At 56.3% G+C, this 19,504-nt stretch carries 14 protein-coding genes; 6 read left to right on the top strand and 8 right to left on the bottom strand.

Annotated elements, in window-relative coordinates:
* Positions 1-198: 198 nt before the first annotated feature.
* Positions 199-1,938, top strand: coding sequence for a type I secretion system permease/ATPase (locus ACR3EK_RS05360; RefSeq protein WP_480632859.1), 1,740 nt, complete (start codon positions 199-201; stop codon positions 1,936-1,938).
* Positions 1,935-3,260, top strand: coding sequence for an HlyD family type I secretion periplasmic adaptor subunit (locus tag ACR3EK_RS05355; RefSeq protein WP_480634006.1), 1,326 nt, complete (start codon positions 1,935-1,937; stop codon positions 3,258-3,260). Before ACR3EK_RS05360 ends, ACR3EK_RS05355 begins: the two co-directional genes overlap by 4 nt.
* A 950-nt stretch (positions 3,261-4,210) precedes the next feature.
* On the opposite strand, the gene ACR3EK_RS05350 is transcribed toward ACR3EK_RS05355, so the two are convergent.
* Complete coding sequence (locus ACR3EK_RS05350) at positions 4,211-5,287, bottom strand: PLP-dependent cysteine synthase family protein (RefSeq protein ID WP_480632858.1); 1,077 nt, start codon at positions 5,285-5,287, stop codon at positions 4,211-4,213.
* 113 nt (positions 5,288-5,400) lie between these two features.
* Positions 5,401-6,933, bottom strand: coding sequence for a phospholipase D family protein (locus tag ACR3EK_RS05345; RefSeq protein ID WP_480632857.1), 1,533 nt, complete (start codon positions 6,931-6,933; stop codon positions 5,401-5,403).
* Positions 6,934-7,649: 716 nt separating this feature from the next.
* Between ACR3EK_RS05345 and rsgA the strand changes: the two genes are divergently transcribed.
* Together rsgA and ACR3EK_RS05335 are read left to right on the top strand one after the other, a co-directional pair.
* Positions 7,650-8,732 (top strand): ribosome small subunit-dependent GTPase A, encoded by a 1,083-nt coding sequence (gene rsgA, locus ACR3EK_RS05340; RefSeq protein ID WP_480632856.1) that lies wholly within the window; start codon positions 7,650-7,652, stop codon positions 8,730-8,732.
* Positions 8,719-9,504, top strand: a complete 786-nt coding sequence (locus tag ACR3EK_RS05335; protein WP_480632855.1) for a VOC family protein — start codon at positions 8,719-8,721, stop codon at positions 9,502-9,504. Before rsgA ends, ACR3EK_RS05335 begins: the two co-directional genes overlap by 14 nt.
* 528 nt (positions 9,505-10,032) lie before the next feature.
* Here the strand turns inward: ACR3EK_RS05335 and ACR3EK_RS05330 are convergent.
* The 6 genes from ACR3EK_RS05330 to ACR3EK_RS05305 form a co-directional block, all read right to left on the bottom strand.
* The gene (locus ACR3EK_RS05330; RefSeq protein WP_480632854.1) at positions 10,033-11,721 is read right to left on the bottom strand and encodes an ABC transporter ATP-binding protein; all 1,689 of its coding nucleotides are present in this window, start codon (positions 11,719-11,721) and stop codon (positions 10,033-10,035) included.
* Complete coding sequence (locus tag ACR3EK_RS05325) at positions 11,718-12,632, bottom strand: ABC transporter permease (protein ID WP_170339892.1); 915 nt, start codon at positions 12,630-12,632, stop codon at positions 11,718-11,720. Before ACR3EK_RS05325 ends, ACR3EK_RS05330 begins: the two co-directional genes overlap by 4 nt.
* Positions 12,629-13,597: an ABC transporter permease gene (locus ACR3EK_RS05320; protein WP_093964992.1), complete on the bottom strand. Its 969-nt coding sequence runs from the start codon at positions 13,595-13,597 to the stop codon at positions 12,629-12,631. Before ACR3EK_RS05320 ends, ACR3EK_RS05325 begins: the two co-directional genes overlap by 4 nt.
* A complete protein-coding gene (locus ACR3EK_RS05315; RefSeq protein WP_480632853.1) occupies positions 13,598-15,151 on the bottom strand; it encodes an ABC transporter substrate-binding protein in 1,554 nt (517 codons plus the stop codon).
* A 55-nt stretch (positions 15,152-15,206) separates the two neighbouring features.
* The gene (locus ACR3EK_RS05310; RefSeq protein ID WP_170371396.1) at positions 15,207-16,781 is read right to left on the bottom strand and encodes an ABC transporter substrate-binding protein; all 1,575 of its coding nucleotides are present in this window, start codon (positions 16,779-16,781) and stop codon (positions 15,207-15,209) included.
* Between the two features lie 539 nt (positions 16,782-17,320).
* Positions 17,321-17,737, bottom strand: coding sequence for a MerR family transcriptional regulator (locus tag ACR3EK_RS05305; RefSeq protein WP_170363786.1), 417 nt, complete (start codon positions 17,735-17,737; stop codon positions 17,321-17,323).
* Positions 17,738-17,812: 75 nt separating this feature from the next.
* Here ACR3EK_RS05305 and ACR3EK_RS05300 point away from each other — a divergent pair, with 75 nt between their 5' ends.
* The gene (locus ACR3EK_RS05300; protein WP_170363787.1) at positions 17,813-18,457 is read left to right on the top strand and encodes a cation efflux transmembrane domain-containing protein; all 645 of its coding nucleotides are present in this window, start codon (positions 17,813-17,815) and stop codon (positions 18,455-18,457) included.
* Positions 18,458-18,753: 296 nt separating this feature from the next.
* Complete coding sequence (locus ACR3EK_RS05295; protein ID WP_170579920.1) at positions 18,754-19,482, top strand: SDR family NAD(P)-dependent oxidoreductase; 729 nt, start codon at positions 18,754-18,756, stop codon at positions 19,480-19,482.
* Positions 19,483-19,504 lie beyond the last annotated feature (22 nt).

Here is a 19,504-nt window from a genome sequence, read left to right as displayed (position 1 = left end):
GAGATTTGCAAGCCAACGTTTGGCTTACCGCTGGTACGGAGCGCACAGGCCGTTCGGATCAAATATTTCTGAATCACGATATGTCCCCGGCGGTAGCGCGTAGATCGTTCTTGGGCCCTCTGAGGCCGAAACCAAAAACAAATCCAACCGGGTCAGATCAGCGTATCGATCATCAGTTGAGAACAAAGGTGACGGCCAATGGGAAAACCCAAATTCGTAGTTGAAACGGGGCGTCAGGAACTTCGCGAAGTGCGTCGGGAAAGCTGGCGGCTGTACGTTTTTGTCGGTGTTCTCAGTTGCTTCACCAACCTTCTGATGCTGACCGGGCCATTGTATATGCTGCAGGTATACGACCGGGTTTTGGGCAGTCGATCGGTGGAAACGCTGGTCGCTCTCTCGGTGCTTGTTGCGTTCTTGTACGGCATTCTGGGCCTGCTTGAATATGCTCGGGGGAGGATTTTCGGACGCGTCGCGGCCCGATTCCAGGCGCGGCTTGACCGTCGGGTATTCGAGGCGGTGCAGCGCAAAGCCTCGGTCGCTCCGGACGATCAAACGGAAACCGGCCTGCGCGATCTTGAGGCTGTTCAGCGGCTTTTGTCTTCTCCGGTTCCAATGGCCTTTTTCGATGTGTTTTGGACGCCCGTTTTCCTTTTGGGCATCTGGATATTCCACCATTGGCTTGGTGCTGTCGCTGCGCTGGGTGGCTTGGTCATCTTGGCACTGACCGGCTTGAACCGAGTCTTTTCGGCACGCCCCATGTCGAATGCCAGCCGTGCTGTCGCCTCGTCCGAAGCAATGTCCAACCAGCTGCGGAACGAAGCCGAAATCGTTGAGGCGATGGGTATGCGCGATGCGACCTACACGCGGTGGAAGACGTTGCGCGACCGGGCGCTGAAGGAGCAGATCCGCTCGGCTGATGTAAGCGGCAGCTTTGCCAACGTAACAAAGACTTTCCGGTTGTTTTTGCAGTCGGCCATCCTTGGTGTTGGTGCATTTCTTGTGCTTCAGGGGGAACTGACTGCAGGCGCAATGATTGCAAGCTCAATCCTGCTGGGCCGGGCGCTGGCACCGATGGAGCAGCTTGTGGCGCAATGGCAGTTGGTTCAGACCGCAAAAAGAGGCTGGGACAATCTGGCCGAACTGCTCGGCACCGTACCGCCCGAACGTGTGAATACGCGACTGCCGAAACCCAAAGCCAAGTTGGTTGTTCAAAACCTGACCGTATTTCCGCCGAACTCACGACAAGCCGCTCTGAAATCCGTTTCGTTCAACGTGAACCCTGGCGAAGCGGTCGGCTTGATTGGGTCGTCCGGCGCGGGGAAGTCCACACTCGCCAGATCCTTGACTGGCGTATGGCGTCCGCACAGCGGCACGATCCGGCTGGATGGCGCCGCACTGGATCAATACGGCTCGACCGAACTTGGCAGCCTCATCGGCTATCTTCCGCAGCGGTTTCAGCTGTTTGACGGCACGATTGCCGAAAACATTGCCCGAATGGCGCCCGAGCCGGACGATGCCGCCGTCGTGGCAGCCGCAAAGAAAGCAGATGCGCATGAGATGATACTGCGGCTCGCTGATGGCTATGACACCAATGTGTCGGCGAACGGAGGGCAGCTGTCCGGTGGTCAGATGCAACGTATCGGCCTTGCCCGCGCCATGTACGGCGACCCCGTTCTGCTCGTGCTGGACGAACCCAATTCAAACCTCGACGTCGAAGGCAGTGCCGCGGTCAATCGCGCAATTGAAGAGTTCAAGGCAAACGGAAAATCCGTGTTGATCGTGGCCCACCGGCCGGCCGCAATTCAGGAATGCGACAAGCTGATAATGCTGGAAAACGGAACCATCCGGGACTTCGGCGCCAAAAAAGACGTGCTTCGGAAACTCGTTATCAACCACGAACAAATCGCAAAAACCGCCAGACAGGGAGGCCTGAAATGAAACCGGAGCGGTCCGACGTAAACTCGTCTGTTTCCTGGTCAGCGCGCGGACCAGTGCTCGTGGGTCTCGTGGGCCTGATGCTGTTGCTTGGGGGCTTTGGCTATTGGTCCTTCACGACCAATATTGCCGGGGCAATCGTTGCCAGCGGTCGAATTGAAGTCGATCAAAATCAACAGGTTGTGGAACACCCTGATGGCGGCGTGGTCGCCGAGATACTTGTCGACGAAGGGTCCTTGGTCGAGGCCGGTGATGTTCTGATCAAGCTGGCGTCCAATGACCTTGCCACCAAATTGGCGATCGCCGAAAAAGAGCTTTACGAACTCATGGCCCGCCGTGGTCGTCTTGAGGCGGAAAGAGACGGAACCGAAGAAATTCGCTTTGACCCCATACTTCAGCAAGCCGCATCTTTGGACATCGATATCGCGGACTTGGTCTATGGGCAGGAACGATTGTTTGTGGCGCGCAAGCAATCCATCGCGCAGGAGATTGATCAGCAACTCAAAAGGGTTGGTCAGATCGACAACCAGATTGTCGGGATTGATGCTCAAAAACTGGCGCTTGCCACCCAGCTGGACCTGATACGAAAGGAACTGACGGATCAGGAGTCCTTGTTTGAACGCGGATTGGCCCCCGCATCCCGCGTTCTGTCATTGCAACGAGAAGAAGCACGCCTGAGCGGAACGATGGGTGATCTGACTGCCCGTATCGCGGAATCCGAGGGGCGAAAGACCGAAATCGAGATTCAAATCCTCAAATTGCAAAGCAAACGCCGCGAAGATGCCATTACCCGCCTCAGGGACCTGAGGTATCGGGAACTGGAATTACGCGAGGAAACGACGAATATCGCAGAGCGTATCGCCAACCTTGAAATCACGGCGCCGGTCTCTGGGGTCGTACATGGATTGAACATCTTCAGCCTTGGCGCGGTTGTGAAACCGGCTGAACCGGTATTGTACCTGGTTCCGCAGGATCGTCCGCTGATCATAAGTGCCCGCGTCGACCCCATTCACGTCGACCAGATGTTCGTCGGACAAGATGTCGTTTTGCGCTTTTCGGCCATGGATCAGCGCAAGACGCCCGAATTGACAGGACGGGTCACCCTGGTTTCTGCGGATGCGTTCGAGGAGGCTTCGACAAACCAGACCTACTACACGGCCGAGATCGCACTGAACGCCGGCGAGCAGAAAAAACTGCCCGCGGAAACACCTCTGGTCCCTGGAATGCCGGTCGAAACCTTCATACGGACGCAGGACAGAACACCGATTGCCTACCTTATCAAACCGTTCAGCGACTATTTTGCGAAAGCATTTCGTGAGACTTGAGTGTGGGCCCCGTGTCGCCGTCAAATCAAGCCACGAGCGATTCACTTAGGTTTTTCTGGCCCGGCGCGTGAAACCCGTGCGCTGAGACCGGCACGAAGATAAGCACGCTTCGCTCTTGAATAAACGCCTAGGCAACTTAAACAACCTGAGCTCGGCTGTTTCCTGCAGAGCACCTTGCCGCCTGCAGCGCCCATCACTCCAGAAAGTCGGAGACCAGACGCTGGAATAGTTCAGGCTTCTCGGCATGAACCGCATGGGCGCAACCCGGCACGACCGCAAGCGAGGTCTTGGGGATTTCTTGCTAAAGCATATGAGTCTGACTCCACGGATAAGTCCGATCCCGATCGCCCCAAAGCACAAGTGTTTCCTGCCGGAATTGGCTAAGGTTCTGCTCTCCGGACCAGGAGTACATAGCGTCCAGGCCGGCGTTTATTGCAGCCAGTTTACTTTGCGCGGCGACGGCGGCGCAGTACTCAAACCCTTGTGCGGCTTCACGATCCAGAAACCAAGTTGCAGCGATCCGATGGGCGGTTGAGGCAGGCGATTTCCTGAGAGATCATGACGCCCATCGAGCGCCCCAAAAGGTGGTGCCACGTCAGCCCGAGGTCGTGGAGGCGCTGCATCACCCAATCCGCCGTGCACAAGGGCACCCAAAAGCCGTTCAGTTAAAGGTGCAACTTCTGTACTTCCATCGAAGAAGCAAATCTTTGGTCAACGACAGGCTTTCTCGATCAACGCAATAGGTCAGTATGCACCCGCACAGGCGATGATACAGGACACTCGGCAGCCATCCGTTGAAGTCGGTTCAACTTCTGCAGCGCGACCCAACCGGAGCGTTTGATCGAGCAGCCACGCATTGCCATAACCACGTTGTCCGCAGAATTTCCGACGGCATCAACGCTACAGATCGAACGTTCTAATACCCGGATCGATGAGCGACGAGACCTGGCTCACTCAGACGGCATTTGCGCCGTTGGTGTCGACATGGAAATCGCTCGTTCCTCATCCGTCATATCTTCGGCAATCCCGTCAAAGAGCGGTGTCGAAAGATACCGCTCGCCTGTGTCGGGCAGCATCACCAGCATCACCGATCCGTCCGGGGCGCTTTTGGCCACTTCCATTGCGATGGCAAATGTGGATCCCCCTGAGATTCCGGTGAAGATCCCCTCCTCTGCGGCCAGACGCCTGGACCATGCAATACCATCCGCTCCGGCGACGGGGAGCAGTTCATCGTAGTAAGCATTGTCCAGAGCTTCCTGAAGCACATACGGGATGAAGTCGGGCGTCCAACCCTGAATGGGATGCGGCTCGAAGGCCGGATGGCTCTCAGTGGGCTGATGGGCCTCGTTGCGGGTGTTCACGTAGCCAGACCCGACAATCGCAGCGTTTGCAGGTTCGGTCAGGATAATCTTGGTGTCAGGGCGATCCCGCTTGAGCACGCGCGAGACGCCCGAAACAGTGCCGCCCGTTCCATAACCGGTGATCCAGTAATCCAGCCGCTCTCCTTCGAAATCGCTGAGTATTTCCCTCGCTGTCGTGGCCTCGTGGATGTCGGCGTTGGCGCTTGTCTCGAATTGGCTGGCGAGAAACCAGCCATTTGCCTCGGCCAACTCCTTGGCCTTGTAGTACATCCCAAAACCCTTGAGCGCACGAGGCGTGAGCACAACCTTGGCCCCAAGAAACCGCATCAACCGGCGGCGTTCCACCGAGAAGCTGTCAGCCATAGTGACCACAAGCGGATAACCCTTTGCGGCACATACCATCGCAAGACCAATCCCGGTATTTCCCGAGGTAGCCTCGACGACCGTTTGCCCGGGTTTAAGCCGACCTTCCCTTTCACCAGCTTCGATGATGTTCAGCGCAAGGCGGTCCTTGACGGAGCCCGCGGGGTTGAAGGCTTCAAACTTGACGTAGACCGTCACGTTGGGCGGCGCAATTTTTTTGATGCGAATGCACGGCGTGTTGCCGACCGTGTCCAGGACGCTGTCGTATAGACGGCCGCGCCCGGATGTGGTTCGAATTTCCATGTGCCCCTCCTACTTATCCACTTTTCTTCAAATGCGAAGAAGACTGCCACAAGCGCGATGCAATTGATAGAACGTCAACAGCACAGTAGAAGAACGGACCTTCTCCCACGCTACTAAAGCTGAGAGCCGATTGGCAAAATACTGAAAAATCCAGCGACGATATGATCCCAAGCCGAACCCGTTGGTTCAGAGTCATATTCGAGGATTTCTCCGTTCTCGCCCCGTGTTCTCCATTTGAGTTGGCCAGCACTCTCCAGCGTCACATGATATGTATATGCTGGAAGCGCATCGTCCAAAGCACCCATGGTTTGTGCGGTCAACGCCGGAGAGTCGATGAGAATGCCCATTTCTGTGTTTATGTTGACTGAACGAGGGTCCCAATTGAACGAACCGACAAACAGATATCTGTCATCGACAGCGAACGCTTTGGAATGAAGACCCGACCGAGATTGAGCCCAGTTTATTCCACGACGTTGGACCTGATAAGCGTCAGGCCGCAATTCATAAAGCTCGACCCCACCACGCAGCAACGCCCTGCGTTTCTTGGCGTAGTGCGCATAGACTGGTGCTACGTCGTTTGAAGCAAGCGAGTTGGTTACGACTTTGACTTCGACACCTCGGTTTTCCAGTTCGGTCATCCACTTCACGCCGTTGTTGCGTGGCACGAAGTAGGCCGAAACGATATTGACCTCCCTGTCAGCACCTTCGAAATACGGCAGCAGTTGCGACGCAAGAATTGGATCTGAGTTATCAAGCCCTGCGGCTTTGGAAGGCGGATCGGCGTAGAGTTTTGCGGGCACCCAATCCAAGGAAAGCGTGCCGTCTGCAAAATTCTCTCTTGCAGATTTTCTGAGAGCTTCGCCGTACTGGGTCTGCTTTGCCGCCTCCACAAGCTCATTCAGTCTGCTTCGCGCTTGGCCAAGCGAAAATTCTTCAGGTTGCCCGACGACCACGCGGGCCGGAACCGCGAACTCACTGTTCCAATATTCGTCAAAGCTGTGTGAAACTTCATTTACGACAGGACCGGCTGCCAGAACATCCAGATCCGCATAGTTCATTTCCTCCCGTGCCAGGAAGTACTCGGCGCCGATATTCCGGCCACCGACAATTGTGAACACGTTGTCTGCGGTCATCGACTTATTGTGCATTCTGCGATTGATCCGCTTGAAATCCGTGAGCCCGGCAATGATCAGGCTTTGGTCGCGCCAGAAAGGATTGAACAGACGGATTTCAATATTCTCGTGGTAGTCCAATGCGGCTGTCATCGCGTCGTATCCGGATGTGTCCATGTCATCCAAAAGCAAGCGAACACGTACGCCTCGATCCGCCGCCTGCAAAAGGCTGGCCGCAAAGAGGTGACCTGTCGGGTCGTTATGCAAAAGGTAGTATTGAGCGTCGATCGATTGTTCAGCCGCTGCAGCGAGTAGAAGCCGTGACACCAAGGCTTGTTCGCCGTCGCTGATCAATTTGACACCGGACCGGCCGTCGTTGGGGTCCCCAAGCCGGGTCGCCGTCTGCCCAAGTGTGCTGTTTGTCCTTGCCGAGAATGAAACCGAATTGGTTTTCTCATATGTACGAACTTTTGGGGCACAAGCGACAAGAGCGAATGTGCAGAACGCACAAAACATGATTGTCCAAGGCTTCATCGACTTCCTCCGCTCGTCACCCATAGGTGACTACGCCAAGAGGCAAGATTGCAAGTATGTTCCGAGAAAGGTCAGGAGGTTTCCTGAAGTAGTGTCGTTTCAGAGGAATTGCGGTTCTAAGCCAGTCAGCCCGTCATGAGTATTAGATTGATCGACTGATGAAGCATCCTGTCCACAATCGAAAGGCAATCTGTTCGCCGATGAATCGTTTCTTCGGCATCGCTACACTCCCCTGTTGCCAGAAATGCACCCAAAATTTCGCACTCGGTTCGGTCCAGTTCCAGGGGTCAAGACCACATTGCGGACGAAGGCGCTAATATTCCGGTTGTAGGGATGTGTGATAACGGCCCAAGGAGGACTTTGGGGGAATTTCGGCTCGGTGCCGTCAACTGCTGTTTCCAGCACAAAAGGCTGCTACGCGGGTAAAGTTCACACACTCTTCTTCGTGTTGAACGGTTGCTACAGAGAAGTGACGACGTGCGCCAAATCACCGGTCAACTGTTGTGTTCTGCCCGCGGTCTTCCTATGTGCACTTTATCGGAAATGGAGATTTTATGTCCCGGTAAGGAAGGGAGGCAGCGCGCCTCCCGGAGCATATTCAAGATCTGAAGCACCGCCGTCGCTTTGTTGCCGACGGAGTGTTTTGATGTGCGCACTCTTTCCTACCATCAGCGCCCAAATCTGACCTGGGCCAGAGACATGAAAGTGAACACCCTATGACAAGGGATTACTCCAACTTCCTTCCGCCTCGCGCAAGCGAAGCGGGATCGCACGCCAATCCCAGCCCTCTTCAGGCATTGGGATGGCAACCGTTTTTCGCCCAACAGATCAGCGTAGAGGACTTGTCGGCGACACCTCCCGTTCGCGTTGTCGAAGTGCATCGCAATGGGCTGCATGTCGTCGGTGACGGCATAGATACGGTACTTCCGCCGGGAGCCGACGCAACTGTCGGAGACTGGCTGATGCTGGACTCCACACGTCCGCGCTCCAGTCGGGTTCTTGAGCGCACAAGCCTCATAAAGCGGCGTGCGCCCGGAACCGACCGGCAGGAACAACTGATCGCGGCGAACATTGATACGGCCTTTATCGTCACGTCTTGCAATCAGGACTTCAAGGTGGCCCGGCTGGAACGCTATGCAGCTCTGGCTTTGGAGGCACGGATGACACCCGTCATCGTCGTCACAAAGACCGACCTCGTGACAGACCCGCAGAACTATATCGACGCTGCTCGCGCGGTATCGGACATGATCGACGTGGTCGCCTTTGACGCCCGCGGCGACGCGCCCCGGACAAAACTGCTTCCCTGGTGCGAACCCGGCAAGACGGTGGCGTTTCTCGGCTCATCTGGTGTTGGTAAATCAACGTTGGCCAATGCGCTGCTCGAGAGTCAGTCCATTGAAACCCAAACCATTCGTGAGGACGACGCAAAGGGGCGGCATACGACAACGCGGCGCGAGCTTCATGCTATGCCCAATGGCTGTCTGGTCTTGGACAGTCCGGGCATGCGGGAACTGCAGCTCACCGATGCAGCGGAAGGTATCAATGATCTTTTCGCCGACATTCAGGAGTTGGCCGCGCAGTGTCGATTCAAGAACTGTCAGCACGATTCTGAGCCGGAATGCGCTGTTCTGAAGGCTATCGATGAGGGTGTTCTTGATAGCGATCGGCTTCGCAGATGGCGCAAGCTCATGGCCGAAGATGCGTTTAACTCCGCGAGTCTTGCGGAACGCAGGTCGCGCGACAAGGCGTTCGGGAAGATGGTCCGCGGAGTCAAAAAACTCAAAGATGTCAGGAAGTAAGGCGATGACACAGTCGAAGGCCGGTCAAATCGTATGGCATGACCTATTCACACCGGACAGGGCGCGTTCAATGGCATTCTACCAGCACGTCGCCGACTGGTCTTATGAAGTCGAGCGGGCATCGGATTTTGCATGGGGTGGCGGCGAGCAGGATTTCGTCCTCGCCCTTTCCGGTGACGAAGCGGGCGCGGGTTTGATCGAGACGCCGCCCGAGCAAGCGAAGGGCTGGGTCGCCTACATCGAGGTCCCCGACGTGGACCTGGCGGCCAAGCGCGTCGACACGCTCGGAGGCAAAATTGTTCGGGAGCCATTCGAGGTGCCGGGCGTCGGGCGCAACGCACTCGTTCGCGATCCGCTCGGCGCTTTGGTGGGGATTTCGCTGTCTCGGCACAGTTTCCCCGTGCCGAGACGGCAGTTTGGCCCTGAAGTGTATATCAGCAACGATGATGGCTTTCCGCAGGCGTTCTACATCGAACTCTTCGGATGGCAGGTGTCTCCCGATCGGGACCAGGATTGCGCCACTCTCCTCGGGCCTCGGGGCCGTCTTGTTGCAATCCAGCATGCCGCGACTTGGGCAACCGCCTCAAACGCATCTTGGGTCCCGAGCCTAAAAGTTGCTTCAGTCCCTGACGCCTTCCGTGCCGCTGAAACCAAAGGGGCGCATCCGGCCTCCTTGAACTTAAGCGAATCCGTTCAAGCTCAAATCCCCATCCTGTGTGATCCGGACGGAGTGCCGTTTGCGTTCGGCGGCAAGCAGGCAAACCCTTTCTAGCCACCTGCAGATTCTATTCAGGAACTGCAGAGCGGATATTTTCCGCTCTGCAAGGTCCGGAACTCAGCGCTTATGCGCGCTAGTGGACAGTGTATTGGTTGGAATCCAGCCGCAGACTTGTTTCTGAGGTCAGTTCTCCGATGCTTTGGTCCGGCATAGGGGGTGTGTGCCGTAGCCGCTCGGTTTGAAACCAATGACCGACACCTAGTCCCCTACAAGTCTCGCGTACTGCCGTGTCGAGATGTTTGGTGAGGCGCGGAAAGCTGTCTTTCAAGGGGTATCCTGAATTCTGAAGTCGCAAACCGTATTGCTGCCGTCGGCTGTGACCTCGACGCAGACCTCATTGATCGAGATTGCATTTCATCTAGCTTCGTCCAGGTCCGAAATTGGGTCGACAACGAATACTAGACGCCTTGCGATGGAGCCAATTCAAGTCGGTGTTTGAATTCAAACTACCGTTGATTGCTTGCGCGCGTACCTCTCAAACAACTTCTTCTGGAAAACCGATGCAAGACCAAACCGTTAAGGTTATGCCAATTGCTTTAGCCGTGGCATCAAATCCAATAGTTCCCGTGTATACGGATGCTCGGGAGCTTCGAACAACGCGTCCGTCTCCTGAACCTCAAGCAGCTTCCCATGCCGCATCACGCCCACCCGGTCACACATCTGACGTACGACAGGAAGATCATGGCTGATAAAGAGCATAGTCAGGCCCAGATGCTCCTGCAGGTCTTTGAGAATGTTCAGGATTTGCGCCTGAATGGATACGTCCAGGGCGCTGGTCGGCTCATCGCAGATCAGAAAACGGGGCTGAGTTGCGAGGGCGCGAGCAATACAAATACGCTGACGCTGCCCACCGGAAAACTCGTGTGGATACTTGCGCCACGCGTCCTTGGCCAGGCCAACCCAGTCAAGCAGTTCGCGCACGCGCGGTTCAATTGCGGGCTTGGGCAGGATTTTGTGATGATGGATGGGCTCGGCAACGAGGTCCCCGACCCTCATGCGGGGATTTAGGCTGGAGAACGGATCTTGAAAGATCATCTGGATCTGGCGGCGGTAGGCTTGCAGGGCCTCTGCCTCCATCACTGTGACGTCTTCGCCATCAAAGATCACCCGACCACCGTCCACAGGATAGAGTGTTCCAATCATCCGGGCGACTGTGGACTTGCCAGAGCCACTTTCGCCGACAAGGCCAAAAACCTCACCGTCGCGAATGTCGAAACTCACCTGATCGACGGCAGTGAAGTACTTGCGTTGCGAGGGCAGCAGCCCGCCCTTTTGGAGGAACGTTTTAGTAATGCTTTCGATTTCCAGCAGTTTGCCGGATTTCGACAGATCGGTCTTGTCCCAATGGGCCGCCAGATCGTCGATCTTGAAGGTTCTTTCCCGCTCGCCATAATTGACCACTGGGAAACGCTCAACTTTGGTGTGCGGGCGCGGCACGGCGGCAATCAGAGATTTGGTATACTCATGTTTCGGTGCGCCGAGGATCTGATCGGTCGTTCCGCTTTCAACCACATGACCGGAATACATCACGGTTACCGAGTCGGTGGTGTCGGCGATAACGCCCATGTCGTGGGTAACGAGGATCACGCCGACCTGACGCTCCTTCGCCAGTTCCTTGATCAGATCCAGCACCTGCGCTTGGACAGATACATCCAAGGCCGTTGTGGGTTCGTCCGCGATCAGAACACTAGGCTCGGTACAGAGTGCAAGCGCGATTACCACCCGCTGACGCATCCCTCCGGAGAACTGGTGCGGATACTGGTTGAAACGGTCCGCCGGGTCCGGGATGGACACGCGATCCAGCAGCGCAATGGCGCGTTCTTTAGCCTCGGAAGCGGACAGGCCGAGGTGAAGCTGGATCGTCTCGACCAATTGCTCACCCACTGTGAACAACGGGTTCAGCGAGGTTAGCGGGTCCTGAAAGATCATCCCGATCTCTTTGCCCCGGATTCGGCGTTTGTCCTCGGCGTCCAGTTCGTCAATCCGACGACCGTTCAGCCAGACCTCACCTTCGGAGACATGGGCCGGGGGATCCAGAAGGCCGATCACGGCGTTGCCGGTCATGGACTTGCCGGCGCCGCTTTCGCCGACAACGCCCCGGATCTCGCCAGGATGCAGGTCGTAGGTCACATGCTCGACCGGCTTGAAGATGCCGTGGCGTGTGGGGATTTCCACTGTCAGGTTGCGGATCGAAAGAACGGGATCGGTCATTTCAGCCTCGGGTTCAGAACGTCACGCAGCCAGTCGCCCAGCAGGTTCACACTCAGCGCCAGTGCCAGCAGGGTGCAGGCCGGGAAGAACAGGATCCACCACTCACCCGAGAACAGGAATCCCTGCCCAATGCGGATCAGCGTCCCCAGCGAGGGCTGGGTCGGTGGCGCGCCAACGCCAAGGAAACTGAGCGTCGCCTCGGCAATGATCGCCAGCGCCAATGAGATAGTCGCGATCACCAGCACCGGTGACAGTACATTGGGCAGGATATGGCGCAGCATGATGGTCAGCGGGCTTTGCCCGATGATGCGAGCGGCGGCGACGTAATCCTTGTTCTTCTCAACCAGCGTTGCGCCCCGAACTACCCGAGCAAACTGCACCCAATCGGACAGTCCAATGGCCAGAATCAACACCCAAATCGCCATCTGGTCGCGATACTCCACCGGGGTAATGCCTTTGGCGATCCCAAAGATCAGCATGGCCAGAAGAATCGATGGGAAAGTCAGCTGCACATCCGCCGTGCGCATGATGATGGTTTCGGTCCACCCGCCGAAATACCCCGATAGCAGGCCCAGTATGATCCCAAGAACCATCGCGAACAGAACGGCCGCCACCCCAACGAATAGCGAGATCCGCATTCCGTAGAGGATGGTCGAGAACACATCGCGCCCCTGATCGTCTGTGCCCATTAGGAAGGTTTCGCCTGTAAAGGCATTGGGTTCCATCGGCGGGGTGAAGCCATTCATCAGGTTCAGGCTGGCCGGATCAAACGGGTTTGTCGGCGCAATCAGTGGTGCGAGGATCGTGGCCAGGATCAGGATCAATGCCACCGTCGCCGACACCATGGCCACAGGCGAGCGGCGGAAGGCGTAGAACTGGTCGCTATCCAGAATGCGTTTCACACGGCTCATGCGCTGACCCTCAGGCGCGGGTCGATAAAGGCGTAAAGGATATCGACCGCAAGGTTGATGGTGACAAAGATGACCGAGATCATCATCAAGTATGCTGCCATGACAGGGATATCCACGAATTGGATTGCATTGATGAACAGAAGGCCCAGGCCCGGCCACTGAAACACTGTCTCGGTGATGATGGCAAAGGCGATGATGGCGCCCAGTTGCAGGCCGATAATGGTAATGACCGGGACCATAGTATTCTTCAGCGCATGGCGGAAATTGATGGTCCGGTCACTCAGCCCACGGGCGCGGGCAAAGCGGATATAGTCTTGCCGGAGTACTTCCAGCATCTCGGAGCGCACCAGCCGCATGATGAGGGTCATCTGGTATAGACCCAATGTAATCGCGGGCAGGATCAGCGCCTTGAGGCCACTGCTTGTCAGCAAGCCGGTGCTCCACCAGCCCAGGTCTACGACTTCTCCGCGCCCAAAGCTGGGCAGCCAGCCAAGTTCGACCGAGAAGATGTAAATCAACAGGATTCCGATCAGGAATGTCGGCAGGGAAACCCCGATCAGGGATGCTGACATGATGAAATTCGCTGCAAACCCGTCTCGCCGGATTGCGGTGAACACACCCAGCGCGATGCCCAAGACTATGGCAAACACGGCTGAGACCAGCGCCAGTTCCAACGTTGCCGGAGCGCGTTCGGCCAGGATTTCCGCGACCGGACGCCCTTGACGGAAGCTGACGCCGAAATTGCCCTGTACCGCTTCCTGCAGAAACTTCACATATTGCACCGGAAACGGCTGATCGAGCCCCAGCTGCGCCCGCAGACGTTCCACATCTTCCATGGTCCGCTCTTGTCCCAGCATATTGTCGATCGGATCGCCGACAAAGCGGAACATGGAAAAGGCGACCAGGCCCACGACGAACAGAACCAGCGCCGACTGAGCCACACGCCTGATAATGTATGACAGCATTTAGTTGACCGTTACCCAGCGCAGAAGGAAGAAGTTGTCGGGCCGTTGTGTCAGCTCGATATTGCTGCGCGCGCCCCAGACCAACGGTTGAACGTAAAGCGGCACATAGGCCACCTCGTCGTGCAGGATACCTGCCACCTCGTCCAGCATTGCCTGACGTGTGGGTTCGTCAATCTCGGACTGGATCAGCGGCAGCAATTCATCCACGCGAGCGTTCGAATAGCCGCCAAAATTCCAGGAACCCAACTTCTTTTCCTCATTCGGGGTCGAAGCGAGGAAACGCACGGGATGCTCGGCATCGAACGTACCGGGTGACCAACCCAACAGATACATGTCAAAATTGTCTGCCCGCAGTTCGGGCCAGTAGTTCTGAACCGGCATCGCATCGAGCGTCACGTTTAGCCCGGCCTGAGACAGCATGGCGGTGATCGCCTGGCAAACGGCTTCGTCGTTCAGGTAGCGATTGTTGGGGCACTTAAAGCTGATCTCGGCCCCCTCAGCGCCAGCCTCAGCCAGCAAAGCTTTGGCACCCTCGGGATCGTAGACATAGGGATCCGCGTTCGCAGCCGAATAGCCGCGCATCGCAGGACTGACCAACTGGCTCGCCACCTCAGCATTGCCACGCATGATGGTTTGCAGGATAGCGGGAACGTTTACTGCCTTTGCCACCGCCTCGCGGACGCGCACATCTCGGAACAGGTCCGAGCCACCCTGCCCGGCTTCGCTCGCGCCTTCCTGCTGATCAAAGCCCAACATGATCACGCGCGCTTCGACGCCCTGAATGACCTTCACATCCGGATTGCCTTGCAACCGAGCCACATCCTGAATTGGGACCGGGTTGATGAAGTCCACATCTCCAGACAACAAAGCCGCCAGAGCGGTCGCCGGGTTTTGGATTGGCACCAATTCAGCGCGGGTCAGGTTGTGTTCTGCTGTGTCCCACCAGCCGTCGAACGGCTCCAGAACAGTGCGCAGGCCCGGCTCTCGCGCGGTGACTCGGAAAGCACCGGTGCCATTGGCGTTCAGGGTCGCATAGTTGCCCGATTCTTTGTCAGGCAGTGCTGCGTCGTTTGCCTCGGCCCAGCCGCTATCCATAATCATCCAGTTGGCAATGCTGTCCGGGAAAATCGGGTTCGGCGCGGTGGTCATGACATCGACGGTGTAGTCGTCAACCTTCACCACCTCGCTGACGGGTGCGAACCAGCTGCGTGTGTCCGAGTTTTCGTCAGACGCCCGCTGGTACGAGAAGATCACGTCATCCGCATTGAAATCAGAACCATCATGAAACGTTACGCCCTCGCGCAGTTTGAACCGCCATCCAACTCCGTCCCCGATGGTTTCCCAACTCGTGGCCAGCGCCGGTTCAATGGTCATGTCCTTGCCCCTGCGCACAAGCCCTTCGTAGACGTTGTTCAAGAAACCTAGAACCGGGGCAGAGTTGACAGCATGAGGGTCCATTGTTTGCGGGTCCGTTGTAACGGCAAACGTGAACTCTTCGCCTGCGACGGGCAAGGCAAGCGCGCAGAATAGCGCGGCAGTGGTCAGACGTTTCATGATAGCTCCCACTCTTTGGTGGCGGGCCTCGCATCCCGAGGCCCGGCCACGTTTTTTACTTCAGGCCAAAATGCTTGACCATAGGCTGATCTTCGGGATCAACGTTGATGTCCAGGTTTTCAGCCATACCCCAGTTCAACACTTGATGGTGGATCGGAATATACAACTGTTCATCCTGCACCACGCGCCAGATCTCGGCGATCGCTTGATCTCGCGCGACGAGATCCGTGTTCGAGGCCAGCGACTCGATCTTGGCATCCAACTCATCATTGTCATACCCGGTGCCGTTCCACGTCCCAATGTCGCTTTCACGGCCATGGACCAGGAAGTTGAAGATGTATTCCGAGTCATACGTCGGAACGCCCCAGCCCAGCATGTAGAAATCGGTCTTTCCGTCCGTGATCAGCGGGAAGTGCTGCGCCTTCGGTTTGGCATCCAGATTCACAGTGATGCCAATCTGACCCAGCATCCCGACAGCGGCCTGACAGATACCTTCGTCATTGATGTACCGGTCGTTGGGACAATCCAGCCGGATCGAGAATCCGTCCGGATAACCCGCTTCGGCCAAAAGCGCCTTTGCACCTTCAACGTCCGTGCTGCTTTCACCGTCCATCTCGGCAGTCCAACCGTTCACGAACGGCGGGGCGATCATCCCGGCAGGTTGCGACTGACCGCGCATGACCACCTGTTGGATGGCATCTCGATTGATCGCTTTGGACATGGCCCGACGAACGCGGACATCGGCAAGGGGGTTCTTACCATCGACGTTATCCGCCTCGATGTCATCCGCGCCCTGGTTCATGCCAAAGAAGATCACCCGGTTTTGCGGCGCTTGTTTGACGACCAAACCGTCGACGGCATTCACCCGGTCCAGGTCCTGCACCGGCATATCCTGAAGGAAGTTCACCTCGCCCGACAACATCGCCGCAACGCGGGTCGCATCATTCTGGATCGGTGTATAGATGATTTCGCTGATCGCCATCGGGAACTGATCGCGCCCCCAATAATCCTCGTTCCGCTCCATCACCGTTTTGACGTCCGGTTCGCGGCTGACCAGTTTGTAGGGGCCGGTTCCATTCACATTGACGGTCGCAAAGGTGATCTCACCGCCTTCAAAATCCTGAACGTTGACCGCGTTATTCGCCTCGGTCCAGCCCTTGTCCATGATGAACAGGTCGGTGAGGTTCGCAGGCAGAATGGGGTTCGGACCGTCCGTCTCGATCTCGATCGTGTGGTCGTCGACAGCGCGCACCTCGACAATCGAATTGATCAGTTCTTTCATGTCCGAGTTCGGCTGCTTCGCACGGTTGATGCTGAACACCACGTCTTCTGCAGTGAAATCGGCGCCGTCATGGAATTTCACGCCCTGACGCAGGTTGAACACCCAGACATTCGGATCGCTCTCGCTGGGGGCCCAATCGGTCGCCAGCGCAGGCTCAAACGCACCGCTCGTATCCCGAATGATCAGAGGTTCATACATCTGGTGGCGCACGGTATGCGTCGGCCCTTCGTTCTGCGAATGCGGGTCGAGCGTCAGCGCATCCCCCGAGCGCGCCCAACGCAGAGTTTCGGCACTGGCCAAAGACGTCGTCGTCATCAAAAGCGTCAGTACGAGTATTGGATTTTTCATTATTTTCTCCCATGTTGCAGCCGTTTAACCGCATTGAATTCACGATACCGTGTCGCAAATTTCTGTTAACGTTATGGTTGCGGATAGCATACCAACTGCGAATGCATGTCAATCGTTCAACCTGGTATTGATTTGCTAAACACAAGCGACAGGGGTCTTCAGGAGGACAGCCACTCTCCCAAAGAACACCGCATCAAGTGTCTATTACTCAGACGAGACGAACACAAACCGCAATAATCAAGCTTCATGGTCCGGTAAGTAAATCCAGATAGCGTTGACGGGAACTGCGTTGCTCACACACTGGATAATTGTCCGCTTCTTAAAGCGATTGCCACGCTGTTTTGGACCCGCCGCCAGATTTCCAATCATCCCGAGGTGCTTTCGCTCATTTGCAATGCGCACAAAGCGGTCGTTTGAGCAGATCACACCACCGAAATATTAGGTCCGCACGGTAGACATTGAAAAGACTTGCGACGTACGTCTGCTGTGCGGACAAAGCTGCCGTTCGGAGTTACCGAATAGATGTCAGCTTTCGAGGGTCAGTGATCCCGGCCACATAGGTCATGGTCTGCGAGCGAGGCCAAGACATAACAGTCCTCTGCCACGCCGCGACCATCACATCCTTGAGCAATACGCTTCAGTTCGTTCTCAAGCGCTTTGAGTCGTTTGATCTTGGCTCGCACTTCGGACAACTGACCTTCGGCGATCTCGGTGGCGGCTTCGCATGATCGGTCTGGATGGTTTTGCAACTCGATCAGAGATGAGATCGCGTCGATGGAGAAGCCAAGATCACGCGCATGACGGATGAAGCTCAGGCGTTCCAGACCATCGTTTGTGTAACGCCTCTGGTTGCCTGCTGTACGTTCCGGTGGAGCCAGGAGACCCATTTCTTCATAGTAGCGGATGGTAGGCACTTTGACCTTCGTCCGCTTCGAAAGCTCTCCAATTGAGAACATGCGAAAACCCTCTTGAACCTCTAGTCACTAGAGAGACTACATTAGAACCGAGGCGATTCTGAAGAGGTTTCAAAAATGGCAGGATGCTGCGGTAGCGACGTGAAGTTTGACGGGATGTCGAACGAATACAAACGCCGGTTATGGATCGTCATCGCGCTGAATGCGACAATGTTCGTGGTCGAGATGACCGCCGGACACTATGCAAAGTCTCAGGCACTTCAAGCAGACGCGTTAGACTTCCTTGGGGACGCGCTCACCTATGGTATTTCCCTCGCCGTGATCGGTGCTTCTGTTCGCGCTCGAACGAACGCAGCCTTGGCGAAGGGGATCAGCCTCTTCCTGATGGGCGCGTGGGTGTTTGGTTCGACCGTCTATCGGGTGTTCTACGTGGGTGTTCCAGAGGCCGAAATCATGGGGATCATCGGTGCGCTGGCTCTCGCAACAAACCTTGCGAGCGTACTCTTGCTTGTCAGCTACAAGGATGGAGACGCCAACGTGCGGTCGGTTTGGCTATGCTCGCGGAACGACGCCATCGGCAATGTGGCCGTGATGATTGCCGCTTTGGGTGTCTGGGGCACCGCAACGGGCTGGCCTGACCTCATTGTCGCTGCGATCATGGCGAGCCTATTCTTGTCATCTTCGTACCAAATTGTCCGACAGGCACTTGAGGAACGGCGCGAGGACGCCGCGCACGAGCATGGAGCAGCCCGGACAAGCTGACATTCGCTGCGGGGAGCACACCGGGTAGGTATGGGCTCAAAGCGGTCATTCGCTGCAACTTGCTTGAACGTCTGCATTGCGGACCATGCTGCCGTTTGCTTCAGTTGCAACGTCGAAAAGCACATCCGGCGCCAAAGCGCGGTGGAATGACATCGCAAGGTCTAACTCCGAGCCCAAACCAGACGCTCACCGAATTTTTTTAGAGATTGACTATCCATACTTGCAGAAACCTGCGTTGCGGGTTTCCTTCTGTAGTTCAAGATATCCACTGTTTCGCCAGGGTTCGAGGAGTTACTATGAAAACAGCCGTTGTGACCGGCGCTGCAGGAGGAATGGGACAGGCCATCTGCCGCCAATTGCGGACATGTGAGTTCCACGTCCTTGGACTGGACCTCAACGAGGAAGGTTTGGATGAACTGGCGGCAGAGTTAGGTTCAAATTTCACACCATTCTGCGTTGACTTGACGGATCCAGTTGCAATCGCCCAGACCTTTGATGGCATAAAGTCAGCTCATGGCGGCCTCGATGCTTTGGTAAACAACGCTGGCACCTGCTTCATGTCCGACTTCCCGCATATACCGCCCGAGGAACTGGAAAGGCAGATGGCAATCAATTTCAACTCTGCGTTCCATTGTTGCCAGCAGGCTGTCCGATTGATGTTGGAACGCGAGGGCGTCAAAAAGATTGTGAATATCTCATCAAACGGAGCTTACAATTTCGATGTATTTGACCCTCCGCACTACCGGGCATCAAAGGCGGCGATGGATACCCTTACGAAAGACCTAGCCCGTCGATACGCAAAGGAAAAAATCTGTGTGAACTCGCTGGCGCCAGCCATGACCGAGACGCCCTTGTTCAATGTCTTGTCTGAGGAAGTCTTGGAGAAAGCCGTTGGCGCCATGCCGCATGGTCATGCGATGCAGCCCGAGCAAGTCGCCTCTTGGGTCAGTTTTCTCATTTCACCGGCCGGTGACGTTTCCAGCGGAAATGTAATCATTCTGAATCAAGGGCGGGACGTCAGGTAGTTTTCAGGAAGATCAATCGATT

The organism is Ruegeria sp. BC8 (genome assembly GCF_056535705.1).
Note: the sequence above shows the minus strand (reverse complement) of the source record. Positions and strands in the feature narration are given on the sequence as shown.

Bases quoted from the DNA above. Each gene is read 5' to 3' on its own strand.
- ACR3EK_RS05330 (WP_480632854.1), bottom strand. From the start codon at position 11,721: ATGACCGATCCCGTTCTTTCGATCCGCAACCTGACAGTGGAAATCCCC.
- ACR3EK_RS05300 (WP_170363787.1), top strand. From the start codon at position 17,813: ATGGCAGGATGCTGCGGTAGCGACGTGAAGTTTGACGGGATGTCGAAC.
- ACR3EK_RS05355 (WP_480634006.1), top strand. From the start codon at position 1,935: ATGAAACCGGAGCGGTCCGACGTAAACTCGTCTGTTTCCTGGTCAGCG.
- ACR3EK_RS05350 (WP_480632858.1), bottom strand. From the start codon at position 5,287: ATGGAAATTCGAACCACATCCGGGCGCGGCCGTCTATACGACAGCGTC.
- ACR3EK_RS05345 (WP_480632857.1), bottom strand. From the start codon at position 6,933: ATGAAGCCTTGGACAATCATGTTTTGTGCGTTCTGCACATTCGCTCTT.
- ACR3EK_RS05315 (WP_480632853.1), bottom strand. From the start codon at position 15,151: ATGAAACGTCTGACCACTGCCGCGCTATTCTGCGCGCTTGCCTTGCCC.
- ACR3EK_RS05305 (WP_170363786.1), bottom strand. From the start codon at position 17,737: ATGTTCTCAATTGGAGAGCTTTCGAAGCGGACGAAGGTCAAAGTGCCT.
- rsgA (WP_480632856.1), top strand. From the start codon at position 7,650: ATGACAAGGGATTACTCCAACTTCCTTCCGCCTCGCGCAAGCGAAGCG.
- ACR3EK_RS05310 (WP_170371396.1), bottom strand. From the start codon at position 16,781: ATGAAAAATCCAATACTCGTACTGACGCTTTTGATGACGACGACGTCT.
- ACR3EK_RS05335 (WP_480632855.1), top strand. From the start codon at position 8,719: ATGTCAGGAAGTAAGGCGATGACACAGTCGAAGGCCGGTCAAATCGTA.
- ACR3EK_RS05295 (WP_170579920.1), top strand. From the start codon at position 18,754: ATGAAAACAGCCGTTGTGACCGGCGCTGCAGGAGGAATGGGACAGGCC.
- ACR3EK_RS05325 (WP_170339892.1), bottom strand. From the start codon at position 12,632: ATGAGCCGTGTGAAACGCATTCTGGATAGCGACCAGTTCTACGCCTTC.
- ACR3EK_RS05360 (WP_480632859.1), top strand. From the start codon at position 199: ATGGGAAAACCCAAATTCGTAGTTGAAACGGGGCGTCAGGAACTTCGC.
- ACR3EK_RS05320 (WP_093964992.1), bottom strand. From the start codon at position 13,597: ATGCTGTCATACATTATCAGGCGTGTGGCTCAGTCGGCGCTGGTTCTG.